Source organism: Shewanella sp. 492 (assembly GCF_059338445.1).
The window spans coordinates 3,336,337-3,359,856 of the sequence record NZ_CM181702.1 but is presented as its reverse complement, the minus strand read 5'-3'; the positions used below and the strand labels follow the sequence as shown (position 1 = coordinate 3,359,856).

19 protein-coding genes are annotated in these 23,520 nt (G+C 50.3%); 5 read left to right on the top strand and 14 right to left on the bottom strand.

Annotation, left to right across the window (positions count from 1 at the left end):
- Positions 1 to 36: 36 nt before the first annotated feature.
- From AC5YBX_RS14775 to sfsA, 8 genes are all read right to left on the bottom strand, one after another.
- A complete protein-coding gene (locus tag AC5YBX_RS14775; protein ID WP_475514887.1) occupies positions 37 to 1,680 on the bottom strand; it encodes an L-lactate permease in 1,644 nt (547 codons plus the stop codon).
- 801 nt (positions 1,681 to 2,481) lie between these two features.
- Entirely contained in the window at positions 2,482 to 3,330 is an 849-nt protein-coding gene (panC, locus tag AC5YBX_RS14770) for a pantoate--beta-alanine ligase (protein ID WP_494520883.1), read from the bottom strand.
- A gap of 31 nt (positions 3,331 to 3,361) precedes the next feature.
- Positions 3,362 to 4,156 (bottom strand): 3-methyl-2-oxobutanoate hydroxymethyltransferase, encoded by a 795-nt coding sequence (gene panB / locus AC5YBX_RS14765; RefSeq protein WP_475514885.1) that lies wholly within the window; start codon positions 4,154 to 4,156, stop codon positions 3,362 to 3,364.
- A 79-nt stretch (positions 4,157 to 4,235) separates the two neighbouring features.
- On the bottom strand, positions 4,236 to 4,724 hold the full coding sequence (gene folK / locus AC5YBX_RS14760; protein WP_475514884.1) for a 2-amino-4-hydroxy-6-hydroxymethyldihydropteridine diphosphokinase: 489 nt from the start codon (positions 4,722 to 4,724) through the stop codon (positions 4,236 to 4,238).
- Positions 4,724 to 6,127 carry a polynucleotide adenylyltransferase PcnB gene (gene pcnB / locus AC5YBX_RS14755; protein ID WP_494523940.1) on the bottom strand — a complete coding sequence of 468 codons (1,404 nt, stop codon included), beginning with the start codon at positions 6,125 to 6,127 and terminating at the stop codon, positions 4,724 to 4,726. Before pcnB ends, folK begins: the two co-directional genes overlap by 1 nt.
- A gap of 111 nt (positions 6,128 to 6,238) precedes the next feature.
- Positions 6,239 to 7,126 (bottom strand): tRNA glutamyl-Q(34) synthetase GluQRS, encoded by an 888-nt coding sequence (gluQRS, locus tag AC5YBX_RS14750; protein WP_494521579.1) that lies wholly within the window; start codon positions 7,124 to 7,126, stop codon positions 6,239 to 6,241.
- A gap of 78 nt (positions 7,127 to 7,204) precedes the next feature.
- A complete protein-coding gene (dksA, locus tag AC5YBX_RS14745; RefSeq protein ID WP_110455887.1) occupies positions 7,205 to 7,648 on the bottom strand; it encodes an RNA polymerase-binding protein DksA in 444 nt (147 codons plus the stop codon).
- Positions 7,649 to 7,809: 161 nt separating this feature from the next.
- The gene (gene sfsA / locus AC5YBX_RS14740; RefSeq protein WP_494520884.1) at positions 7,810 to 8,514 is read right to left on the bottom strand and encodes a DNA/RNA nuclease SfsA; all 705 of its coding nucleotides are present in this window, start codon (positions 8,512 to 8,514) and stop codon (positions 7,810 to 7,812) included.
- 239 nt (positions 8,515 to 8,753) lie between these two features.
- Between sfsA and pepB the strand changes: the two genes are divergently transcribed.
- Positions 8,754 to 10,031 (top strand): aminopeptidase PepB, encoded by a 1,278-nt coding sequence (gene pepB, locus AC5YBX_RS14735; protein ID WP_494520885.1) that lies wholly within the window; start codon positions 8,754 to 8,756, stop codon positions 10,029 to 10,031.
- Positions 10,032 to 10,099: 68 nt separating this feature from the next.
- On the opposite strand, the gene thpR is transcribed toward pepB, so the two are convergent.
- The gene (gene thpR / locus AC5YBX_RS14730) at positions 10,100 to 10,633 is read right to left on the bottom strand and encodes an RNA 2',3'-cyclic phosphodiesterase (RefSeq protein ID WP_494523939.1); all 534 of its coding nucleotides are present in this window, start codon (positions 10,631 to 10,633) and stop codon (positions 10,100 to 10,102) included.
- 360 nt (positions 10,634 to 10,993) lie between these two features.
- Between thpR and AC5YBX_RS14725 the strand changes: the two genes are divergently transcribed.
- Together AC5YBX_RS14725 and hrpB are read left to right on the top strand one after the other, a co-directional pair.
- Positions 10,994 to 13,210, top strand: a complete 2,217-nt coding sequence (locus tag AC5YBX_RS14725) for a putative bifunctional diguanylate cyclase/phosphodiesterase (protein ID WP_494523938.1) — start codon at positions 10,994 to 10,996, stop codon at positions 13,208 to 13,210.
- Between the two features lie 76 nt (positions 13,211 to 13,286).
- Positions 13,287 to 15,791: an ATP-dependent helicase HrpB gene (hrpB, locus tag AC5YBX_RS14720; protein ID WP_494523937.1), complete on the top strand. Its 2,505-nt coding sequence runs from the start codon at positions 13,287 to 13,289 to the stop codon at positions 15,789 to 15,791.
- Positions 15,792 to 15,812: 21 nt separating this feature from the next.
- Here hrpB and AC5YBX_RS14715 read toward each other — a convergent pair whose 3' ends face one another.
- Complete coding sequence (locus AC5YBX_RS14715; protein ID WP_494523936.1) at positions 15,813 to 15,971, bottom strand: hypothetical protein; 159 nt, start codon at positions 15,969 to 15,971, stop codon at positions 15,813 to 15,815.
- 1 nt (position 15,972) lies between these two features.
- Here AC5YBX_RS14715 and mrcB point away from each other — a divergent pair, with 1 nt between their 5' ends.
- Positions 15,973 to 18,195, top strand: coding sequence for a penicillin-binding protein 1B (gene mrcB / locus AC5YBX_RS14710; protein WP_494523935.1), 2,223 nt, complete (start codon positions 15,973 to 15,975; stop codon positions 18,193 to 18,195).
- 102 nt (positions 18,196 to 18,297) lie between these two features.
- Here mrcB and AC5YBX_RS14705 read toward each other — a convergent pair whose 3' ends face one another.
- From AC5YBX_RS14705 to AC5YBX_RS14690, 4 genes are all read right to left on the bottom strand, one after another.
- Positions 18,298 to 19,479 carry a flavohemoglobin expression-modulating QEGLA motif protein gene (locus AC5YBX_RS14705; protein ID WP_494523934.1) on the bottom strand — a complete coding sequence of 394 codons (1,182 nt, stop codon included), beginning with the start codon at positions 19,477 to 19,479 and terminating at the stop codon, positions 18,298 to 18,300.
- A gap of 128 nt (positions 19,480 to 19,607) precedes the next feature.
- Positions 19,608 to 20,420, bottom strand: a complete 813-nt coding sequence (locus tag AC5YBX_RS14700) for a PepSY-associated TM helix domain-containing protein (protein WP_494520892.1) — start codon at positions 20,418 to 20,420, stop codon at positions 19,608 to 19,610.
- A 135-nt stretch (positions 20,421 to 20,555) separates the two neighbouring features.
- A complete protein-coding gene (locus tag AC5YBX_RS14695) occupies positions 20,556 to 21,083 on the bottom strand; it encodes an FMN-binding protein (RefSeq protein WP_494520893.1) in 528 nt (175 codons plus the stop codon).
- Positions 21,084 to 21,207: 124 nt separating this feature from the next.
- Positions 21,208 to 22,383, bottom strand: a complete 1,176-nt coding sequence (locus tag AC5YBX_RS14690) for a porin (RefSeq protein ID WP_494523933.1) — start codon at positions 22,381 to 22,383, stop codon at positions 21,208 to 21,210.
- A 305-nt stretch (positions 22,384 to 22,688) separates the two neighbouring features.
- Here AC5YBX_RS14690 and AC5YBX_RS14685 point away from each other — a divergent pair, with 305 nt between their 5' ends.
- Positions 22,689 to 23,399 carry a DUF3581 domain-containing protein gene (locus tag AC5YBX_RS14685; protein WP_475514874.1) on the top strand — a complete coding sequence of 237 codons (711 nt, stop codon included), beginning with the start codon at positions 22,689 to 22,691 and terminating at the stop codon, positions 23,397 to 23,399.
- The last annotated feature ends 121 nt before the right edge of the window (positions 23,400 to 23,520 follow it).

Sequence of the window (23,520 nt, the reverse complement as noted above, 5' to 3'; positions counted from 1 at the left end):
GAGCAATCACTTGCTCGCCCACCTGATAATTGATGTTTAGAAACCACCCCAAAGGGTCGCAATCGTACCAGCGACTAAGGCATAACCCAGTGCGATAGGCATGGTTTTACGAATGATTTCCGACTCTCTACCAGCCATACCAACAACGGTTGCTGCCGCGACCACGTTCATCACACACATCATGTTGCCTGCGTTAGCCCCTATGCCTTGTAGGGCCAGTACCATCGCATGGTTCATGCCAATGTTATCGGCGACGCTGTACTGCAAGCCAGAGAACATCATGTTAGAGAAGGTGGCAGAACCAGACAGGAAGGCACCAAAAATACCCACGATAGGTGACATCCAAGCCCATACCGCACCCATTGAGCCTGCTAGCATATCGGCCAGTGCTACTGGCATAGATTCTAGACCTGAGTCGTTGGCGCCAGAGTTAAGGAAGATTTTCACCATAGGCACAGAGGCGCCGAGTGAAATGATCGTCGGTAACATAGAGCTGCACGACACAGTGATCGATTGCTTAATGGCAGAGGACTTCATCTTAAACAGCACGAAGCCTAATAGGCACACCAAGATAAAAAACGCGCCAGGGGCGTATAAAGTGGCGAAGCCAGCTTTAAGCTCGGTGCCCATGAGACCCGTCCAGCTGATGTTATAGCTGACCAGCCAAGCTTTAACTGGTGCGACAGTACGCGATACAACCAGCAGAGCCGCCATAATGATGTACGGCGTCCAAGCTGCAACTTGTGAGAACTGCACCTTAGTTTCAACTTTGTTGGTGTCTTGACTGTCATTTTCAGCAAAGTCGTTCCATGGCGTTTTTGGCAGTAAGTAGCCTTTACGCGCCACCGGAATAACCAGTGCCATACCCACAAGCGCACCGATAACCGATGGGAACTCAGGACCAGCGAAGAAGTTAATTAACCAAGCTGGAATGGTAAACGCGAAGCCAGCAAATAGGGCAAACTTCCAAATCTGCAGCCCTTCTTTAAATGACTTGTTACGACCAAAGAAGCCAGTGAGTACCGAAACCAACACTAATGGGATGAGGGTACCAGTGATCAAATCGATAGTGATCATGTGCATGGCGATGAACTGGGCATAGTCTGCGAAGTGACCGCCATGTTCGGCAATCTGTTCAGCTGCCATACTGACGCCGCCTGACATTAAGCCTTGTTCCATACCAAACAGTACAGGTAAGCCGATAGCACCAAACGACACACTGGTGGAGTCGGCAATTAGCGCAACTACCGCCGAAGCAATCGGTGGCACGCCCAGTAATACTAGCAAGGGAGCACCGATAGCCGCAGGTGTACCGAAACCCGCTGAACCTTCAATAAACGAGCCAAATAGCCAGCAGATGATGATCACCTGTACTCGCGCATCGCCGCTGATATTAGTAAAACCGGCACGAATGGTATCCATCGCGCCGGAATATTTTAAGGTGTTAAGCAGGAACACCGCACCGAAAATAATACTCAGTGGGGTCAGCGCCGATAACAAGCCTTCGACGACTGATGCACCAAGAATGGTGGTATCCATTTGCCAAATAAAGACGGCGGCTAAACCTGTCATGACCATGGAGATGGGCATGGCGCGTGAAGCTGGCATCCGTAGAAGTACCAAAAATAGCATAACGCTGATCACAGGCGTTAAACTGGCGAGTAGCTGAAGTAGGGTCATGATTGCCTCTTACTGTCGTAACTGTGTTATTGCTAACTTTTATATTAGATATATTAGAGCTGACTTCTAAAGGTGCAGCGCTGCCTTGTGGATCATCAGTGATTTTAGCTCACTCGATTAATCTTAGGTGCGTACTAAACGCTAATTCAATAAAAGCCAATATGATCTAGATCATATTGTGTCGATTACTTTAGTCTAGGTTAGATGGCTGTGAGATACATCCGACGCGCCTAAATTAGGCTGTGATTAATATCACATTTAGTAGGGGCTTGTTTATAACAAATTAGCGGTTAATGGCATTTTATTAGCGGTAAATCGTGTTTGAGCTGGTTTTTTAAGCGAAATGTGTCGTATAAATGCAAATATCTGATCCAATAATTTCATTTTTGGATGATTCGAGGAATAAAGCAATATCGGCGTGTGGTGATCTGGGTCACACTGTGGTTTTTTTGTTGTCAATTGTTTTTAGATTGTTGTATTTAATTTTATTTTAATTCAACACATTAGCCTATAAATCATCTGTAACTAGTGATGATGACATTATCAAAGCAGGCTCTACTGAAGACTGGCGTTAGCGATGAAAAGTGAGCAATCAGGTGATTTAATTTCTCAGCTTAGCCTGCAAGTGTCATCCGGTTATTTATGATGAGATGGTATTTTTTATCATATCAATCGGTAATAAAGCGATGTTCTATCGCTCTGTTTTGATGGTTTATTAGACGGTTGGACGTCAGGGTGACGTTAGGGTGAGGCGTTATCGCCGCACCCTAAGCTTTTGTTACCGGCGCAGGAGGCTGTGAATTAATTGCGCGTGAAACAGAGGTTGTCGATAAGGCGAGTGCTGCCCATATACGCCGCGGCTAAGATCACCAACTGCTTATCATCAGCGCCAATGGGATGTAGATTGGTTGCATTACGTACGCTTAAGTAATCGATCTTAAAGCCAGCTTGAGTCAGTTGCAGAGTCGCCTCATTCGCTGCCTGTTCCACAGCTTGTCCTTGGGATATGGCCTCAGCCATGGCGTCCATTGTCCGTTTTAATGCAGCGGCTTGCTGTTTTTGTTCAGCGCTTAAATAGCCATTGCGTGAGCTCATGGCCAATCCCGATGGCTCGCGTATGGTGTCGATACCGACGATCTCAATGGGCAGTGACAGATCTTCAACCATGGTTTTTATCACCATCAACTGTTGAAAGTCTTTATTGCCAAAGACGGCGATATCGGGCTGAACGATATTAAACAGCTTGCACACTATGGTGGCGACGCCGCGAAAATGGCCGGGACGACTGGCACCACACAGTTCATCAGAGATCTTGGGGACTTCGACAAAGGTCTGCAACTCCATTCCCTTGGGATAGATGATGGCAGGTGTGGGGGTAAACAACAGTTCGGCGCCAGCCTCTACTAAGGCAGCCTGATCGGCGGCTAAGGTGCGAGGATAGGCATCGAGATCTTCGTTTTGGCCAAATTGCAGCGGGTTAACAAAGATAGAGACCACAACATGGTCGGCGCGCTGAGCCGCTTCCTTTACTAAGGTCATATGACCTAAGTGCAAATTGCCCATGGTAGGCACAAAGGCCACGGTTTCGCCTTGGCGTTTCCAAAGACGAATTTGCTCTCTGACTTGAGCGATATCTTGGGTGGTAAACATCTAACGACTACCTGTATTAATGCCTTTAGAGTTAGCTAAAGGTATGTTCGCTGCTAGGGAAAGTGCCGTTAGCCACTTCGTCGATATAGGCGCGAATAGCGCTACGAATTTCGCCCGTTTGTGCCAAATAGTTCTTCGAAAAGCGTGGAATATAGCCGCTGGAGATCCCCAGTACATCGTGCATCACCAATATTTGTCCATCGGTGTCAGCACCTGCGCCAATACCAATAACGGGAATGGTCAGTGCTTCGGTAATCGTTTTCGCCAATGCAACAGGAATGCATTCTAATACCAGTAGCTGGGCACCAGCAGCTTGTAGTGCTTTGGCTTCATCTAAGATGCGCTGGGCGTTACTGGCATCGCGTCCTTGTACCTTAAAGCCGCCAAAGACGTGCACCGACTGTGGTGTAAGGCCTAAGTGAGCACAAACAGGAATACCGCGCTCGGTCAGCTTAGTCACGGTTTCTAGCAGCCAATGGCCACCCTCAACCTTGACCATGTTGGCACCTGCCTGCATCAGCGTCGTGGCGTTAGTCATGGCTTGTTCTGGAGTGGCATAGCTCATAAAAGGCATGTCGGCGATCAATAACGCGCGCTTAATACCGCGGCGCACACAGCGTGTGTGGTAGGCAATATCTTCAACACTCACGGGCAGGGTATCATCATGACCTTGCAACACCATTCCCATGGAGTCGCCGACCAGTAATACATCGATCCCTTCACTGTCGAAAGCCGCCGCAAAGCTGGCATCGTAGGCGGTTAATGCGGTGAATTTTTTTCCTTCTTGCTTAAATTTCAGCAAGGTAGCGCTCGTTATTTTGGACATAATGATGGTCTTAAATCTAATGAATAAAAGGATTCAATATCCACAGTAGTGTGCTTTATATGCTAACTGTGGCTTAAGTTCAATGATCTGGGCCGAGTTGTTGCACTTCAGCTAAGAGGGTGTCATCAATTAAGCTGGCCACGGCGGTACCACAAGGCAGCACCAACTCAGGCGCAAGATCGTGTAACGGGACTAACACAAAGCTGCGTTGTTTCATGCCGTAGTGGGGTACCGTCAGTCGTGGTAGGTCAATCTGTTGCTCGCCATAGAGCAGCAGATCTAAGTCTAAGGTGCGTGCGCCCCAGCGGATATGACGGACTCGCCCCTGCTGTTGTTCGATAGCCTGTAAGGCATCAAGAAGCGCGATAGGGCTCAAAGCGGTGTTGAAGCACGCTACGGCGTTAAGGTAATCGGGCTGGGGGATATCCCCCATGGCGGCGCTAGCGTAATAGGGCGAAACCGCCACTTGACCGTCACTTGCTAGGGCTTTAAGGGCGATGCAAGCTTGGTCAAGTTGAGCTTTAGGGGACGCTAAGTTGGCCCCCAAGGCGATATAGACGCGAGTCATTATTCTGCTGGTTTAACCGGTTTCTTTGGGCTACGGCGACGACGATTAGTGTTGTGATGCTTGCCACCTTTATGGGTGCTGCGCGCAATCACACTACGTTGTTCTTCGCTGCCTTCAACAAAGCTTTTCCACCAGGCTGCCGATTTAGCGATGCTGCCACCTTCGGCTTCAGCACGCAGCAGCAGTAAGTCATAAGCGGCGCGGAACTTAGGATGTTCGATAAACTTAAAGGCACGAGTGCCTTGATTACGATCGAAACGCAGTTGCAGCTGCCAAATGTCTTTCGCTGGGGTGCTAAAGCGGCGCGGAATACTAATGGTGCGGCATTGCTGCTCCATCACATCGCCCATGGCGGCATAAAAGGCATCATAGGTGGTGAGACCGCTTTCTAAAGCGATATCATCGGCGCGCTGACTCAGCGGATACCAGAGCATGGCCGCGTAGAAGAAGGCTGGGGTCACCGACTTGTCGGCGTTGACCCTATCATCTGTGTTTCGCATGATGGCTTCTATCATCTTAGTGGCAGGCCCTTGTGGATCTTCCACCAGAATCTGTTCAACTAAGGGGAATAACGGCTTAAATAAACCAAATTCGCGCATCATGTGATAGTTATCTTGGGCGTGACCGTGGAAGAAGAGTTTCAGTACTTCTTCATACATGCGCGCCGCGGGAATATCTTTCAGTAGCGGGGCCAATTCATAGATAGGGTCGGCTGCGGCGCTGTCGATCGTCATGCCCAGCTTGGTGGCAAAACGCACTGCGCGCAGCATGCGCACCGGATCTTCACGGTAGCGCTTTTGCGGGTCGCCAATCAGGCGTAGGGTGCGCGATTGCAAGTCTTGCAAGCCGCCGCCATAACTGTGAATAGAGAAGTCACTGATATCGTAATAGAGGGCGTTGACGGTAAAATCACGGCGCTCGGCATCTTCATCTATGCTGCCATAGACGTTATCACGCAGCAGACGACCTTCAGCATTGGTTTTGGAGATCTGTTCGGTACTGTCGACATGGTGGCCACGTAAGGTGGCGACTTCAATGACATCGCGGCCAAACACGATATGGGCTAGACGGAATCTGCGGCCGACTAAGCGGCAGTTACGAAACAGCTTTTTAATCTCTTCAGGGGTGGCATTGGTGACGACATCAAAGTCTTTCGGCTCTAAGCCTAATAAAATGTCGCGCACGCCGCCGCCCACCAAGTAGGCCTTAAAGCCTGCCTTGTGCAATCGGTAGAGTACCTTTATAGCGTTTTCGCTAATCTGCTTGCGTGAAATAGCGTGGTGCTTTCTCGCAACGATCTCCAAGCTTAGTCCCGCTTGTGTGGTTTCTGTGGTGTTTTGATTGTCGTCAAAAAGCTGTTTACAGAATTGACTAATACGGCGAAAAATAGGACACCTCAACATGCATCTGGATATCAGGGTTAAAATAAGGCCGCTATCATAACTTAATTATGGCTTAAAGAGTATACCCGCGGCGTTTGCGGCGTATTGCCGGTGTGATGTCGCGCGTCAGGTTTACCCACCTTGAGCGCCCGGCAGTAAAATCTCAGTTTGTTTGGGGATCCGTGTCATATCGAATTGGCTCACCGCTTGGGCGAGCATCTTATCCACATCGTCCACTTCACATTGCGCTTGGCCTAAAAACACCAGCGCCGCATTGATACTGGCCTGAGGCGCGCGGGTGTCGATGGCGGGGGCATGATTTTGCTTTGACAGTTTTCGCCCCGGTTCGGCGCAGGCCAGTGGCAGATGCAGCCAGTCGGGTGTGGGGTGATCTAATAAGCTGTACAGGGTACTTTGGCGCGCACTAGAGGTTAATAGATCGCTGCCGCGAACCACCTCGGTAATGCCTTGTAAGGCATCGTCCATCACTACGGCTAACTGATAGGCCATCAGGCCATCGCGGCGTTTAATAATAAAGTCTTCGCCAGCAAAGTCAGCGTCGACATGGATATCGCCAAGTAACTGATCATAAAACTGCGTCACGGGGTGAGTATTACAAATGCGGATAGCGCCTTGGTCATGACGCGGTGTGCGCCGCGCGCAGCGGCCATCATAGGCTGCACCCATGGCTTGAATTTGCTTGCGAGTACATTGACAGTAATAGGCTTTGTTGTGGCTCAACAGTTGCTGTAACTGCGCCTCGTAGGCGTCCAGTCGTGAACTTTGATACAGCACGCTGCCATCCCAGTGTAAGCCGTAAGCTTCAAGGGTATGTAAGATCTGTTGGCTCGCGCCGGGCACTTCTCGTGGGGGATCGATATCTTCAATGCGCACCAACCATTGACCCTGCTGAGTACGAGCGCGCAAATAACTGCCAAGTGCGGCAATCAGCGAGCCAAAATGAAGTGGACCAGAGGGGGAGGGGGCGAATCGACCTATGTAGGTGTTAAGATGCACTATGCAGCCTTTGCACTGAGTCAATTTAACTTAAGAAAGAGACAAAAAAGCGGGGATAATCCCCGCTCATCTTAAGTCAGATTAACCTGCCATCTGCTTTTCTTTGATCTCGGCGAGCGTCTTACAGTCGATGCACTGATCGGCTGTTGGACGCGCTTCGAGTCGGCGGATACCAATTTCGATACCGCAAGAGTCACAGAAACCGAAATCATCTTCTTCGATTTTTTGTAACGTCTTTTCAATCTTCTTAATCAGCTTGCGCTCTCTATCACGTGCACGAAGCTCTAAGCTGAACTCTTCTTCCTGAGCTGCACGATCGACAGGATCTGGGAAGTTCGCGGCTTCGTCTTGCATATGAGTCAGGGTGCGATCCACTTCTTCACGAAGTTGGCCACGCCACGCATCGAGAATTTTTTTGAAGTGATTCAGTTGAGCGTCATTCATGTACTCCTCACCGGGTTTCTCCTGGTAAGGATCGACTCCTGCGATAGCGAGTACGCCAAGTTTTTTAGTGCCTTCAGGCATAACGCATCTCCTGTTAATCATTTGCGTTGTAGGGCGGCTGTCATTTAAAGGCCGATATCTATATCAGAAACCTATTTGCCACGCAAATTTTTTGTGCCGTAAAGTTCGATATTTTTCGACTATGTCCTCTATTTGCTTTTTATTCAACTTTTAACGGTGATTTATACGCTAACAGGGCAGGATTTAGCCAAGTGCAGTCCTTCGGTGGACATCTCGGTGCAATAGGCCAAGATTTCAACCCCTGCCTGATGAGCCTGACTCAGCAGCTGGGCGTAATCGGGGTCGATATGCTGGGCCGCGCTGACCCTATCAATGCCGCTGTGTTGCACCACAAATAGCAGTACGGCGCGATGACCTAAACGAACCATCTCGATTAACTCGCGCAGGTGTTTTTGGCCACGAATACTGACGGCATCAGGAAAATAACCTTGTTGCTGCTCTAGTAATGTACAACTTTTGACTTCTATATAGCAGCGGCCTAAGTTGGTGTCCTCAAGCAGCAGATCGATGCGGCTGTTTTCACTGCCATATTTGACTTCACGGCGTAACTCGCCATAGCCTTGCAGCTCAGTGATAACCCCGTCATTTATCGCCTCGGCGGCCAGTGCGTTGGCACGGCCGGTGTTAATGCCAATAAGGTGGCCGGCATCGGTTTGCGCCAATTCCCAAGTATTAGGGTATTTACGTTTAGGGTTATCTGAGGTGGAAAACCACACCTTTTCGCCAGGAAACAGACAGTTGCGCATCGAGCCCGTGTTAGGACAATGGATGGTGATCTGTGAGCCATCGCACAGCTCAATGTCGGCCAAGAAGCGTTTATAACGTTTGATTAAGGTGCCCTGTTGAAGCGGGGGGCTAAAAAGCATTATCTGACCTTATCCATTAAGCATCGGGGCGCAAAGTCTATCAAAGCAGGTCGATGGCGACTATGGCTTTTATTTTTATCGTGGCTTGGCATTAACGTCAGAAATGTCACATATTGCATAATCGATGAAGGCCGATATCGGTATTAGAAACCCGATGCCATTTGTGGTTATACTGGGCGAAAATGACGGCGGTGAACATAACATCTCGTCGATAAACCCAGTCGTAACAAGGAATAATAATGAGCGATACGATGAAGATCTACCTGACCAACGATGCCCCAGCAGCCCATTGGGGCAGCGCCGATGTCACCTTTAGCCAAGGGCAAGCCCATATCCATCTGCAGGCGGGCGATCAGCTGCGCCAAGTACAGCAAGCGGCCCGAAAACTACGTGGCCAAGGGGTAGCGGCGGTGCAGTTGTGTGGCGACGACTGGGATCTCAATAGTCAGTGGGCGTTCGCGCAAGGGTTTGCCACCGCCAAAGGGGCGGGTGAGATCCTCTGGAGTGGCGATGCAACCATGCAAGCGGCGCTACATGATCGCCGTGATAGCGCTAGTTTTGCCCGCTATTTAATTAATGAAACCCCAGAAAACTTAGCACCAGTGACGCTAGCAACTGAAGCGGCTCAATGGTTAACCCAGGTAGGCGGCGATAAGGTGAGTTACCGCATCATCGAAGGTGAAGCACTTTTGCAACACAAGTGGATAGGTATTCATGCCGTGGGCCGGGGCAGTGAGCGCCCGCCCGCCTTACTTGAGCTGGACTTTAATCCCTTGGATGCCGATGCCCCAGTGTCGGCAGCATTAGTGGGTAAAGGGATCACCTTCGATTCAGGGGGCTACAGTATTAAAGCCTCAGAAGGGATGCTGGGCATGAAGTGCGATATGGGCGGCGCGGCCACGGTTACGGCAGCATTGGGGCTGGCGATTAAATCTGGGCTGAATAAGCGGGTAAAATTGTTTCTCTGCTGCGCCGAGAATTTGATCAGCGGTCACGCCTACAAGTTAGGCGATATTTTGACGTACAAAAATGGCGTCTCGGTAGAAGTGGTCAACACCGATGCCGAGGGGCGTTTGGTGCTGGCTGACGGCCTGCAAGCGGCCAGTGAAACCGGCGCGCCTCTAATTATCGATGCCGCCACGCTTACGGGCGCAGCGGTCATGGCGGTCGGCAGCAACTACAATGCGATTTTCTCCCCTAATAGTGATCTGTTGGCACAGACGCAAACTAAGGCATCGACAGTGGCGGAGCGAGTGTGGCCGCTACCGTTAGATCCCTGGCATAAAGAGATGTGTCCATCTGCCTATGCCGATACTGCTAACAGCCGTCCTATGAAAGGGGGGGGCGCTGGCGGTGCATCCAATGCGGCGGGTTTCTTGTGGCGATTTGTATCGCCAGAGGCCAAATGGTTGCATGTGGATTTGGCTGCGGCCTTTGCCGATAGCGCCAATGAGCTATGGGCGGCGGGCGCGACGACCCACGGCATGCTCACCATTGCAGCGTTATTAGAAGATTAATGTTCTGACTTGCTGATGAAATAACAACGCGCCCTATGGGCGCGTTTTTTTGTGCGCGTTTGTAGTCGTTAGGGTTGAGGCTCCACTAACGGCCATGATTGTATTATAGGGTAGTGCACGCCGGCGTTATCGCTCACCGACTGGTACAGATGCAGGGTATTGGCATTAAGTGTGATGGGCTCGACGGCCAGCGGGGTAAATTGTTTGGCTTTGCGAAACAAGGTGATGTGCGGCGTAAAGGGATGCTGTTGGTGATGCAGACCAAGGCTTGTGGCGACCTGTTGACACTCTTGTTGCAGCGCGGCTAAATGAGGGTCATCAAGCGGACCCACTAAGCACAGGGCTTTAGCTTTTTGCCATAAGGTGAGCGCATTCAGGCAGACGCTAAATGAGTGAAGTTTTTGCTGCGTACTTAACTGGTCGAGCTTATCAATTAATTGAGTGGTGGCCGCTGGGGGGACTTGGCCGAGAAAGGCCAAGGTCATATGCAGGTTGGCGCGAGGCACAGCTTGCCCATCGGTTAGCAGCTGTTGCTGCAGTGATGTTAATCGCTGAATGTCCTTAGGGGCCGGGCTTACGCCGATAAACAGTCTGCTGAGCATGATTTAGCTCCTTATGTATCAAAGAATCTTAATTCATCATCTTACCCAATACTGCTAGCCAATACATGGCACTGGTTTGAGCTGTGGTTTAACCATTGACGACCTGTCAATGCCAATGAAATACTCCAAGTTCAGCTGTCTTAAATTCTCTTTAAAATGCGGCTGTTCTTTTTTAAGCTCATGAATTTAAATTGTAATAGTTAATTTCATTTTCTGTGATGCAGATATGCAAAACAATGAAGTCGAGTCAGTTGTAACATATCGGTTTGTGCTACGGTAAGCCTATTGTTTATGGCTCGGAGTATATTGATGTTCAAACTATGTGTGCTTACTAAACGGTCATAAGGAAGCGACCTTACTATGTTACAAAGTCAATCTCAGTTGAGTCTCACATCGTCAGACCGACTGCTGCAGCTGGTTGCTACAGCCCTGTCGGATTATGATCTACTCGATGAATTAGATGCGGCGCTGTTGGAGCTTGCCCATATCACTGGCTGCAACGGCTTATTGCTGCTGCGACTCACTCCGGCCCGTTTGAGCGTGCAGATTGAGGCGATGCATCAAGATGATGACACCTTATTTAGCCAACGTGATGCGCAAAAACTGCTAAACCGAGTCGCGAATCGCCGCCGCTTGCACTCCTGTGCATCCCTTTCTCAGCCGACCATTATCCAAGATGTATCCAGTGAAATTGAACAGCGCGATAGCCTGCAGTTTATCGCATCGCGCCTGGGGAGTGTGTTGCTGATCCCCGTGCTGGGTAATCACTATATTTTTGTGGCTTATCGCTACCATAGTGATGGTCACTGGTGTGAATCGAGTCTCGATGCGCTCACTATGGCGGGCAATATGCTGGGTTATGCCAAAGAGGCGTGCCGCTTACACCAAGCGGTAAAGAGCAGTGAGCTCCAATGCCTTGAGCACTTGTACCGTATGCCGATCTGTTGCGTGCATGTTGGTATTGATAACCGGGTGATCCGCTTTAATCGTTGCGCCGCCAATGAGCTCAAGGTTGAGATGCTGCAAGATATCACCAGCCTAATATTGCCCCAAGAAGTTAGCCAATGTTATGCCACCCTAGCCTTGGTGCGCGATGGCTTATTAGCCCTGGCTAGTTGTGAACTGCAGATGAAAAATAGTCACTGTCAGGGCAAAGCGCAGGTGACCTTTCTCTCCTTATCGGCAGAAGATGGCACCTTGTTGATGATGGTCGAACCCATTGACGTGTCGCAGACGTTAGCCCCGCAACAGGAGGCAGTATTCAATTTTGATGGCCTGACGGGGTTACCCAATCGCGCCTATTTTGAAACCCTCTATATCGAGTCTGAGCCATGTGCGCCCAAGCGCAGTACTTTTGTTGCATTCATCAATCTCGACCGTTTTCAAGTGGTCAATAATGTCAGTGGCTACCAGGCTGGCGACAGACTGCTGTGCGAGGTGTCGTCCAGACTGACCCGCCTCGTGCGCAAAGGCGATGTGGTTGCGCGGCTCAGTGGAGATGAGTTTGGCATCTTTATGCCTAATATCGATCGCAACATTGCCGAGCAAGTGGCCGAGCGGATCTGTCAGGCGTTAAACCAACATGAGTTTAGCTGGGAAGGGCGCAAACACAGCATCAGTGTCAGTATTGGTTTGGCACAAAGCCAAGATGCTCAAGCGAACATTTCAGACTTACTTCGCAGTGCCAATGCGGCGTGCCGGGTCGTGAAAGAGAGTGGCCGTAACGGGTGGTATGTGTATGCCAGCGATGATCCTATGGTGGAACGTCTCAATACCGACATGAGCGCCTCGGTCGATATTATTGGCGCACTGGCCAACGACAGATTTGAGCTATATTACCAACCCATTGAGATGCTACAGGCAAACAATAGCGGTTTACATTTTGAAATATTGCTGCGCATGCGCTGTGAAAACGGTGAGCTGATGTCACCGGCTATCTTTTTACCCGCCGCCGAACGATTTAGCCTCGCCGCCAAAGTTGACCGCTGGGTGATCGACAATGTGCTGCGTTGGGGGGCGAACCATCTAGCCTTATGGCATGAATTATCTATGGTATCGGTTAACCTGTCGGCCCTCTCCATTGGCGATCGCGAGTTTATGCATTGGCTAGAGATGCGCTTGTTAGCCGAGCCTGAATTAGCCCGTAAACTCTGTTTTGAAATTACCGAAACCGCCGCGGTAAAGCAGCTCGATTTGGCTACCGAATTAATTAACCTACTCAAACCCATGGGCTGTAAATTGGCACTGGATGATTTCGGCTCAGGCTTTTCCAGTTTCGCCTACCTCAAATTACTCGATGTTGATTACGTTAAAATTGATGGCCAGTTTGTCCGTCATCTGTGTCAGGATAAAGCCGACCAAGCCATTGTGGCGGCCATATGCCAGTTGGGGCGCGACATGCAGTTTGAGGTGATCGCCGAATTTGTCGAGTCCATCGAGATAGGCAAGCATTTAGCCAAGCTGGGGGTCGATTATGGCCAAGGGTATGCCATTGGTAAGCCAACGCCCTTAATGAAGCTGACCTCAGGTGAAGCTCTGGGCTGGCACCGAGCGTTGCACTATGGTGACCTAGCCTGATCTTGGGCTAGTACATTTTGTTTTTTTGCCCATAACGGGTACACTTGCCGCAGTTTTTGCCGACAGATAGCCCCTTGTGAACTCACTACCCATTCAACATCTTTTTCCTGCCTTGCAAAGCGCATTGGCCAGCTCATCGCAGCTGATTTTACAAGCGCCCACGGGCGCGGGTAAGTCGACGGCCTTGCCGTTGGCACTGCTCGATTGGCCGCAAATTAGCGGTAAGATATTGATGTTAGAGCCAAGACGAATGGCGGCGCGTAATGTGGCCCATTTTATTGCCCAGCAGCGCGGTGAAACCATAGGCAATACCGTCGGCTTTCGGGTGCGCGGCGAATCTAAGGTGAGCACCAATACTCGGCTTGAGGTGGTGACCGAAGGGGTGCTCACTCGCATGATCCAGCAGGATCCTGAGCTGAGTGGCTATGAACTGATTATTTTTGATGAGATCCATGAGCGGCACCTCACCACAGATTTAGGCTTAGCCTTGGCGTTAGAGTTACAATCCTCGTTTCGTGACGATCTTAAGATCATGGCAATGTCGGCCACCTTAGCGGGTTTGCCATTGCATGAGTTGATGCCCAATGCGGTGACCCTCGAAAGTGAAGGGCGCAGCTACCCTGTGAGCATCGAATACCGCGCGGTGGGGGCTCAGCAAGAGTGGTTGGTGCATATGGCACAAGTGATAGTGACCGCCTTGCAGCAACACCCACAAGGATCGCTGCTGGCATTTTTACCCGGCCAAGGTGAAATTAATCGCTTAGCCCAGCAGCTGGCGACCCGCCTCGACTCTAAGGCGTATCATATCGCGCCGCTCTACGGCAGTTTGCCTGCAGCGCAGCAAGATAGCGCCATCGCTCCGGCTACGGATGGGCGGCGTAAAGTGGTGCTGTCGACCAATGTGGCCGAATCGAGTTTAACTATCGAGGGCATCACCGTGGTGGTGGATAGCGGTTATAAACGCCAAGCCAGTTTTAATCCTAAGACTGGCGTGACTCGGCTGTCATTAAAGCGGATCAGCCAGTCGTCATCGGCCCAGCGCGCCGGTCGTGCTGGGCGATTGTGCCCCGGTCATTGTATTCGGCTATGGGGCCAAGAGGAGCAAGGGCGCTTGCTGCAAGCCGATGAACCTGAAATCGTACTCGGCGATTTGACCTCCATGGTGCTCGACGGTGCTTATTGGGGAGTGAGTGCGTTAACGCAATTGCCATTACTCAGCCCGCCATCGGCTGCCAATGAAGCGGTCGCTTGGTCGCTATTAACACAACTGCAGCTGGTGGATGAAAAACGTAAAATCACCGCTCATGGCCGCGCCGCGTATCAGTTAGGTTGCCATCCGCGTTTGGCGCATATGTTGTTAACAGCGCAGCAGTGGCAGCAGGCCAATAGCGGTACACCTTTGCTGGCCTTAGCGGCAGTGCTGGCGGGCGTGATTGAGTCACGCAGCCGCGCTCGTCGCGGCGCCGATATCAGTGGCTATCTGGGAGATGCGCGTCATGGTGAGAGTGCGCAGTTAGCCCGCAGTTATTTGGCGCGTATTGATGGGCAAGGGCGGGGGAAAGTAGATCTTGCTCAGGCCATCAGCCAGGCTCATCCCGATGATATTAGCGTGTTGCTGGCCTTGGCGTTTCCAGACCGAATCGCCAAAGCCAGAGGCGTTAGCGGCTATCAATTAGCCGCAGGCGTTGGGGTGACGCTCAATACTGATGACAGCCTCAGTGGTGCGCCTTGGCTGGTGGTGGCCGATTTTCAAGAGTCACAAGGCCAAAGTAGTGGCCGGGTATATCTGGCCAGCCGGCTCGATCCTGCCAGCTTTAACGACAGCCTAAAGTCGCTCGTCACAGAGCATATTGATTGTGGCTGGGATGATAACCAAGCGCGCTTTTATGCACTTCGCCAGCGCCGAGTTGGGGCGATTGTGGTTGAGCAGCAGCCGATAGCGCAGTTGGACGCGGCGCAGATTAAACAGGCCATTTATGGTTTAATCCGCGCCAAAGGGCTAGCAGTGCTTAACTTGGATGCCAAAGTCACTCAGCTGCGTCAGCGGGTGGCCTTGGCACGCCAGTATCAGCTTGCTGGCGACTGGCCCGCGATGGATGATGAGGCATTGTTAGCCGACTTACCCACTTGGCTAGGGCCTTATCTGGATAATGTGCGCCGCTTGACGCAGCTGCAAGCGCTCGACTTTTATAGCCTGTTGCATAACCTCTTACCTTGGGAGCTGCAGCAAACCTTGGCGCAGCACTTACCGACACACTGGCCCATGGCGACGGGAACCCGTGCCAATATAGAATATGAGCCGTCGGGGCGCGCGCTACTGAGCGTACGTCTACAAGAGGCGCTAGGCATGGCGCAAAGCCCGACCTTGGCGCAAGGTAAATTGGTGGTGACCATGGCGTTGTTATCACCTGCTCAGCGGCCGTTGGCGCTGACTGCCGATTTAGCCAATTTTTGGGCTGGCCCCTATCTTGAGGTGAAAAAAGAGATGAAGGGGCGTTACCCTAAGCACCTGTGGCCTGACGATCCGGCCAATACGGTGCCGACCAAATTCACCAAGAAAAAAACATTAAGTAACGGTTAATGACCCACCGTTAGCTATTTTTTATGGGATTAAGATGACAAGCAAAGAGACACCCAAGAAACCGCGCGCCGCAAAGCCTACTCGATCTTCGACCAAGGCGAGCCCCAAAACTAAGGCGCGCAGTACGTCAAAGTCAGCCCCGCGCACCACGTCCGGTTGGGGACGAAAAATCTGGTCCATCGTGTGGAAGCTATCCTTGGCACTGCTGGCGGCGTTGATTATTTACAGTATCTATTTAGATCAAATTATTGCGCGTAAATTTGAAGGGCAAAAATGGCATCTGCCAGCGCAGGTGTTTAGTCGCTCTATGGCGATCTACCCTGGGGCGGCGGTGAGCCATAGCCAATTGATCGCCGAGCTCAAGTTACTCGGTTACCGCAAGGTGGCTAATCCGCGTCAGGTGGGGGAGTTTTCCGCCTCTAGCACGCGGGTCGATCTGTGGCGCCGGCCTTTCCTGCATCCACAAGGCTCGCAGGCCGAGCAGCGAGTGATGATAACGTTTGATAGCCAAGGGGTCGAATCGGTCGCGCGTCAAAGCGATAATCGTCAACTGGCGGTGTTCCACCTTGAACCTGTGTTACTGGACAGAATGATCGCCGGAGACGGTGAAGATCGCCTCTTTGTTGATGCAGAGCAGATGCCTAAGGCGATTGTCGATGCGTTAATTTTGGTGGAAGATCGCAGTTTTTATGAGCACCACGGCGTGAATCCCTTTGCGATTGTACGTGCCGCATTAGTTAACCTTAGCGCGGGACGCACGGTACAAGGCGGCTCGACCTTAACCCAGCAGCTGGCGAAAAACTTCTTTCTGTCAAGTGAGCGCTCAATTGTGCGTAAGCTGCGCGAGGCGTTAATGGCGATCATTATCGACTTTCGTTATGACAAGGATGAGATCTTAGAAGCCTACCTCAACGAAGTGTATATGGGGCAAGATAAAGCCCGAGCCGTGCATGGCATGGGGCTGGCGTCGCAGTTCTATTTTGGTCGGCCCATTGCCGAGCTGACTCTGCCGCAGCAAGCCTTTTTAGTGGCGGTGATCAAAGGGCCATCTTATTACAATCCGTGGCGCTACCCTGAGCGGGCGCAAGCTAGGCGCGATCTGGTGCTGCGGCTGTTGATGGAGGCGCAGCAGTTGTCTGTAGCGCAATATAAGGTTGCGGTAGACTCGCCGCTGGGATTACGCCAGTTTGATAAATCGGTGCAGCAAAAGTTACCGGCATTTTTTGCCGTGGTGCGCCATGAGCTGAGCGAGCGTTATGGCGATGCTCTGTTGCAGCAATCGGGCATTAAGGTGTACACCACGTTAGATCCTATGGCGCAAGAAGCCGCCGAAACGGCGGTGGAGTCGACTATGAAGCAGCTGGCTAAACGCGACAAAGCCTTGCAAGTGGGCATGGTGGTCACCGATAAGTATTCGGCAGGTATTGCTGCCATGGTAGGTGATAAAGTGCCAAGTTATTATGGCTTTAACCGTGCGGTAGAGATACGTCGCCCCATAGGCTCATTGATCAAACCTTTTGTGTACGCCAGCGCCTTGACTCAAGCTGATAAGTACACTTTGGCGACGCCGTTAAAAGATGAGCCGATCACCCTAACAAACCAACATGGCCAAACCTGGTCACCGCAAAACGTCGATAAACAGTTTTCGGGTCAGGTGCCTTTGTTAACGGCCTTTAAAAAGTCGATGAATGTGCCCACGGTTAACTTGGGTATGGCTATCGGTACCGATGCGGTGGCCACCACCTTAGATAAGGCGGGTTGGCCAGATAAAATATCCGAGTATCCCTCAATGTTATTGGGAGCGGTCAATGGCTCGCCCTTGATGGTGGCACAGGTGTATCAAACCTTGGCTGATAATGGGCGTTACCGTCAGCTTAGTGCGGTGACCCATGTGCTCGATATGGACAATCAGGCCTTAGCGGGCAGCCCAATTAAGACCCATCAAGCTATCCCGGTGGCCAGCGATTTCTTAGTGCAGCACGCCATGACACAAGTGGTGCAGTCGGGGACGGCCAGCCGCTTAGGGCGCGCATTTCCTGGGGTGACGCTGGCGGGTAAAACCGGTACCAGCAATGATTCACGCGACTCTTGGTTTGCCGGTTTCGATGAGCGAAATGTTGCCTCTGTTTGGGTCGGGCGTGACGATAATGGTAAAACCGGACTCTATGGCAGCAGCGGCGCTATGGCGGTGTATCAGGAGTTCTTACGCCAGCGTGCGCCCATCAGTTTAAGGCGCACCCCCGTTGAGGGAGTGGTACAAGGCTATTTCGATCGTAATACCGGGGTGGCACAAGAGGCCGATTGCGCCAATGTGGTTGGCTTACCTGCGCTGCGTGAGAGTTATCGCCCCATACGTAACTGTGGTCAGCCCTTGTCTTGGTGGCAAAAATTGACTGGCAGATAAGGGTTACAGCGTGTATCGATGATAAAAAAGGAGGACTCGCATCCTCCTTTTTTATGGGCCTTACTCTTGTATGGGCATGAGCTGCATGGCACGCGGTAAATATTAGCGAATGGCGTGGGTGATAAAGGTGTTCACGGCGCTGTTTGCCACCGGATTTTTATAGGCGGGGGTAATGTACTTTGGCGCCGATAAAATGCCTTTTGCAATTAAACGCGACAACATGGGCAGATAAGCCAATGAGGTTTTGCCCATCAATAGATGATTAAACTGCGGCTCATTTTCATAGGCGTTTAAGATCATGCTAAAGCCTTTGAGATAGAGGTGATCTTTGGTATAGCCACCGCCTCGATACACTCGCGCGGTAATGGTGTAAGCCAAGTTGGGCTCGACACCGTAATCTTCTTTAAGCATTAAGAAGGTGGTGCGAAAGTTTTTATCTTCGATCATCGACCGCACCGCAATCACTCTGAGCGCCAAGGTTTTTAAGCGCTTAACGCTAAGATTGCCTGACAGGTATTCGCTTAAAATCGCCAAGCCTTCCTGAGTCATGGTATTGAGTGGACAGCCCAGCGACAAAATTTTCAGTGGCTGATGTTTACCATTGAGGGAGGTGACTAAATGCACCCCTAACTCATGATGCGCTAAGGCTCGGGCATCGGTTTTACTCAAGCGGGCATGGCTGTTAATGCGCACTGTGGTGCCAGACACTAAGGCGTTGGCTACCATGGTCTCGTCAAACTGCAGCTGCCATTGGTAGTCTTCTTGCTGCGCCATCTGTTGCAACAACTCGCCGATTGCCTGCGCGTCGAGCTGCGGCTCATCGCCATCTTGTTGAAGATCGGGCAGATGCAAAATGAACTGGGCATTGCGCAAGTCTTGTTCGCTGGGCTCGCCATAGTAACGCAGCGAGTCATACAAAAACTCACTGCTGCCGATAGATTTAAACTGATCGATTTTATCCACATACGAGTCAACAATGTCCAGATATAAGGTGTAGATATCGGGATCATCGAGTGACTCTAATGGCAGGTTAAACAGATCGCGTTTGAGTTTAAACGGATCGATTGAGGTGTCGGCGTAGATAAAGCGAGGCTCAATGGAGAAGTGGTTATCAAAGAAGGCCTGTTTTTGTTGCAGGTAGTTAAGCGGCTTAACGGCTTCTAAAATATCAATATCTTTAACAAGCTGATGCAACTGAGTGTCGATAGCCGACAGGGTAGGCGCCACATTAGACATAGAATGTTCAATCTCATAAAGAGGGTGATAGATGCCGATAATCGGCATCGCCTAGACCTAGAGTGCAGGCCAAGAGGATCCTATTGCCGTGCAGAATTTGTCTGCCGCTAAAGCTAACTCAGCTTAGGGATTTTAGCTACCAAATCATGAGCGAAAAATGAAAGATTATTGGTGCATTAGTGCGAGCGATGTGACTGACGTTTTTTGGGTTTGGCTTGTTGCCAGAGGTAAAGGCCCGAGAGGGTCATAAAAATTAAGCTAAGTGCCACCAAATCCATTAACCATGGCCCAGATATACCAATAATGCGACCACTGTGGATATCGAGCAGTACCCTCTCCCAAGAGAGGTGGCTGGCGCGGGCGCGCAGTGTGAGGGTCTCAATGAGCTTGTGGCTCTGTGCTGTATTAAGGGTGTTTGACCAAGCCAGGGGCTGCGTTGGCGTCGCCGATTGCCATGAGATAAGCTCGGCATCAGCCACAAATTGACCGTGACTGCTGTTAAGCCATAGTTGGCTATGTTCTGTACCTGGGGAGATAGCCAAGGCAGATAGATTGGCAGGCAAGCCCGTTGCGCTGCCTTGTTTTTCTAACAGCTCACCCTGCATTGATACTAGGTAGAGAGTATCGCTATCGATGGCGACGAGCATGCCTTGGTATGCAAGGGCGCTGATAATGGGGCCGTTAGCTTCTAACACTTGTTCACCTGCGAGCCATAAGAGGTTATCGGTACTGGCAAGTGATGGCGAGAGTGAAAAAACCTCGCTGTTTGATGGCGCTTTTATGCCGTAATGATCGAGTAGCCACTGTTGTTCAACCCCGTGCTTGTCGAGTGAGAGTTGATGGCTATGGTTGATTAATATGCCAGTTAATGACACTAAGATAACCAGTAGCGCGCTAACACAGCCTAAGCGTCGATGCCAAGGACGACAAAATTTGACTAACCGGTGAAGTCTTGAGGTGTGGCGGCGCTTAGGGGGCTTATGAGTCATTAAGGAGTATCTTTATCTAACTTAGCGGTAAATGGCTATAGGTGATGTCATTGAGGCAGCATAATACACAATGGCGCTACAAAAATATCGCTGTAAATGAGCTCGGGGCCTACGATTTGCCAGATGCATGTCAAATTAGCTGTTGATCTTGCTATCGAGATACAGGGCGATACGGGATAATTTAGTTAATGCCCTGACCGATAGGGTTGCGCCAGTAATACCATCGATATGACGGTCAAGTTGATGATCTGCATTGAGCGTGGCTTGGGTAAATTGATTCGTAAAAAAGTCGTGCCTTACTTCGTCACCGCGACTTTCACGGTATACCAACACCTTTGTTTTGGCGATAGCCTGCTGCTTAATATGGATACCCACAGTAATGGGAGACTCTTTGCCTATTTCATCTAAAATCCAGACTGTTTCATCGGCTTGCTGCCAGTAGCGTACCCGCATTTTATTGTATCTGTGGGCTAAGATCTGCTCGATAACCTGTTTATCGTCATCTTGTAACCAATAGACTTTTGCTTTTGGCGTCGGTGTATTAAGGGCTTGGCTGATAAATTCATCATTACTTTGGTAGACACTATTCGCTAGTACGCCATGGCTTGCCGTCAGTAATAGCGCGGTAAATAGTAGTGTGACGATAATGCGAAAAGTGATCATGTGGTGCCCTGATGTAACATCGCTTATGACAAATGTCTTACTCGCTGAGCTCAGCAAGTGACGACCTTAATGGAAAGCGGTGCGCAAACCCAGCATGCGCACCGTTTTATGACGTAGGTGTAGCTTAGAACTGGTAGCCAACGCCTAAGTTAAAGCCGTCAGCGTCTTTAGCGCCGCCCACTTTTTCATAGTCAGCCTTGAATACCACGTTCTCGTGTAACCAATAGTTCACACCGATATTGGTTTGGGTGATTTCAGTATCATCACCGTTACCCGCATTGTTGTCCCATGCATTGTAGCGAGCAAACACACCAAAGTTTTCGTTGATACGGTATGAAGGCTCGATGTAGTAACCCTTCTGCTCGTCACGTCCTAGTAGTTTGGCTTCTTGTCCGTCAATATCCCACTGAGCGTACAGTGCTTTAACGGTGAATTTGTCGATGCTGTAGATCGCATGAGCGGTAAGCAAAGTGGCTGATGCTGTATCGACATCCGCTTTACCTTGGGTTAGATCGGATTGATATTGCACCGTCGCCGCCAGTTCAAGACCAGGAATAGCGGTGTATTTCACGCGACCCGTATAAGCCAGATCTTCTGCTTTGGCTTTCGACACCTTTTGGCGTCCACCACGGATCTTATAGTCGTCACCCACATTAAGGCCCGAAGTCACGGCTGCATCAAATGCGAGGCCCGGTGCGGCTTTAATGTTGAGATTTAGACCCGCTTCCCACCACGTGGCGGGTAAAATGTCTTTTTCTACCGGATTGCGCTCAACACCGTAGAAGGCTGGTGGCTCATGGGTTTCGTTGATGATACCAACAGGCATCAAGAATAAACCCGCTTTACCCGTAAGCGCGTCACTGAAATCGTGTTCGATATAGGCTTGCTCTAGCTCAACTTCACCCTTTTGGCCGTCACCTGAGATAGAGTGCTCCACTTCTAGCTCAGAGAAAAAGCGAGTGCTTGCATTAAATTCATGGCCGACAAACAGTACGAAGCGGTGAAAGTCGAACTCTTTTTTATCTTTGCCCGACTGATTGTCAGTGATGTTGTTGTAATGCAGCTCACCGTAACCCCCAATGGTGGTCGCGCTTTTAGCTGAGCTTGATTCTTCAACGACATCAGCAGTTTGCTCTACACGCTTTTCTGTCTGCTCTAAGCGGCTTTCTAATTCTTGTAGCACTTTTTGTTGCTGCTCGATAATCTTGCGTAGCTCTTGAGTGTCCTGCGATGCATTAGCACCTTGGCTTGCAAAAATACCAAATAAGGTTGCTGCGATTAGTGTTTTCTTCATCATCATTTTCCCAGTTGTTGTATTGGGGTTGTTTTAATGCGGGCAATTTTACATATCAAACATGATAATGCAAATGGTTATCATTAAGATTTTGATCCGAGTCAATAAATTACGCACTCGAAAAGGCTGACGCAAAGCATTTTTTTAAATAGGGGGTATTTATTTTTATTTAATAACAGTCGGTTAGTTTGTTTGAGAGCTTCGGTGTTGACTCGTGTTTATCACCGCTCAAGTCATCGGGTGAGTGTTTTTTGTAAACAGGTATATACTAGCGCCCCCCATTTTGGATAACCCTGATTGAACGAGCCCATATGTTTCTAAGCCCTTATTTTAAAAAAGAACAGCAAAGTGTTTCAGTATCGGCCCAGCAAGCCAGTGATTTTGCCAAAGAGGTCGCACAAGACTTTAACCCCATCCATGATGTGGCAGCCAAACGCTTTTGCGTGCCTGGCGATCTCTTGTTTGCCTTAGTACTTGGTCAATATGGCTTGAGCCAAAAGATGCGTTTTCAGTTCGAAGGCATGGTGGGCGATGGGGTGTCCTTGGTGTTTCCACCTCAGGTGGGCGAGCGTTTTGCTATTCGTGACCATAAAGATAAACAATATCTAAGCGTCGAGCGTAGCGGCGACAGCACCTTGTGTGATGTGCAAACCGAATCTTTTATTCGCAGCTATGTGGCCTTCTCAGGGCTGAACTTTACCCATGTATTAGTGCCGTTAATGCGCGAGCAAGGGGTGATGATCAATCCCGCTCGTCCATTAGTGATCTACGAAAGCATGGCCTTTGACTTAGTCACATTGGACTTTAACCATATTGAACTGTCGCTGGTGGAGCAAACCTTAGTGATAGACGGTAAGCGCGGCGATGTTACTCTTAAATTTGAGCTGCGCTGCGGTGATAAGTTAGTGGGCACCGGCGTTAAAACTTTAGTGCTGAGTGGCCTGCGCGCCATTGAAGAGCAAGATATGGACGCCATGGTGGCGCGTTATGAAGCGCGGCGCATCGATTACCAAGGTGCTTAACGGTTAAGTAACCCGCTTTAGCTTTATATTAAGGGCTCGCCAAGTGCGAGCTTTTTTGTGGGCGCGGTTAAGTCGTCTCACTGCATCTTATTGACGCATTATTAAGCTGGTTTTGCGATGT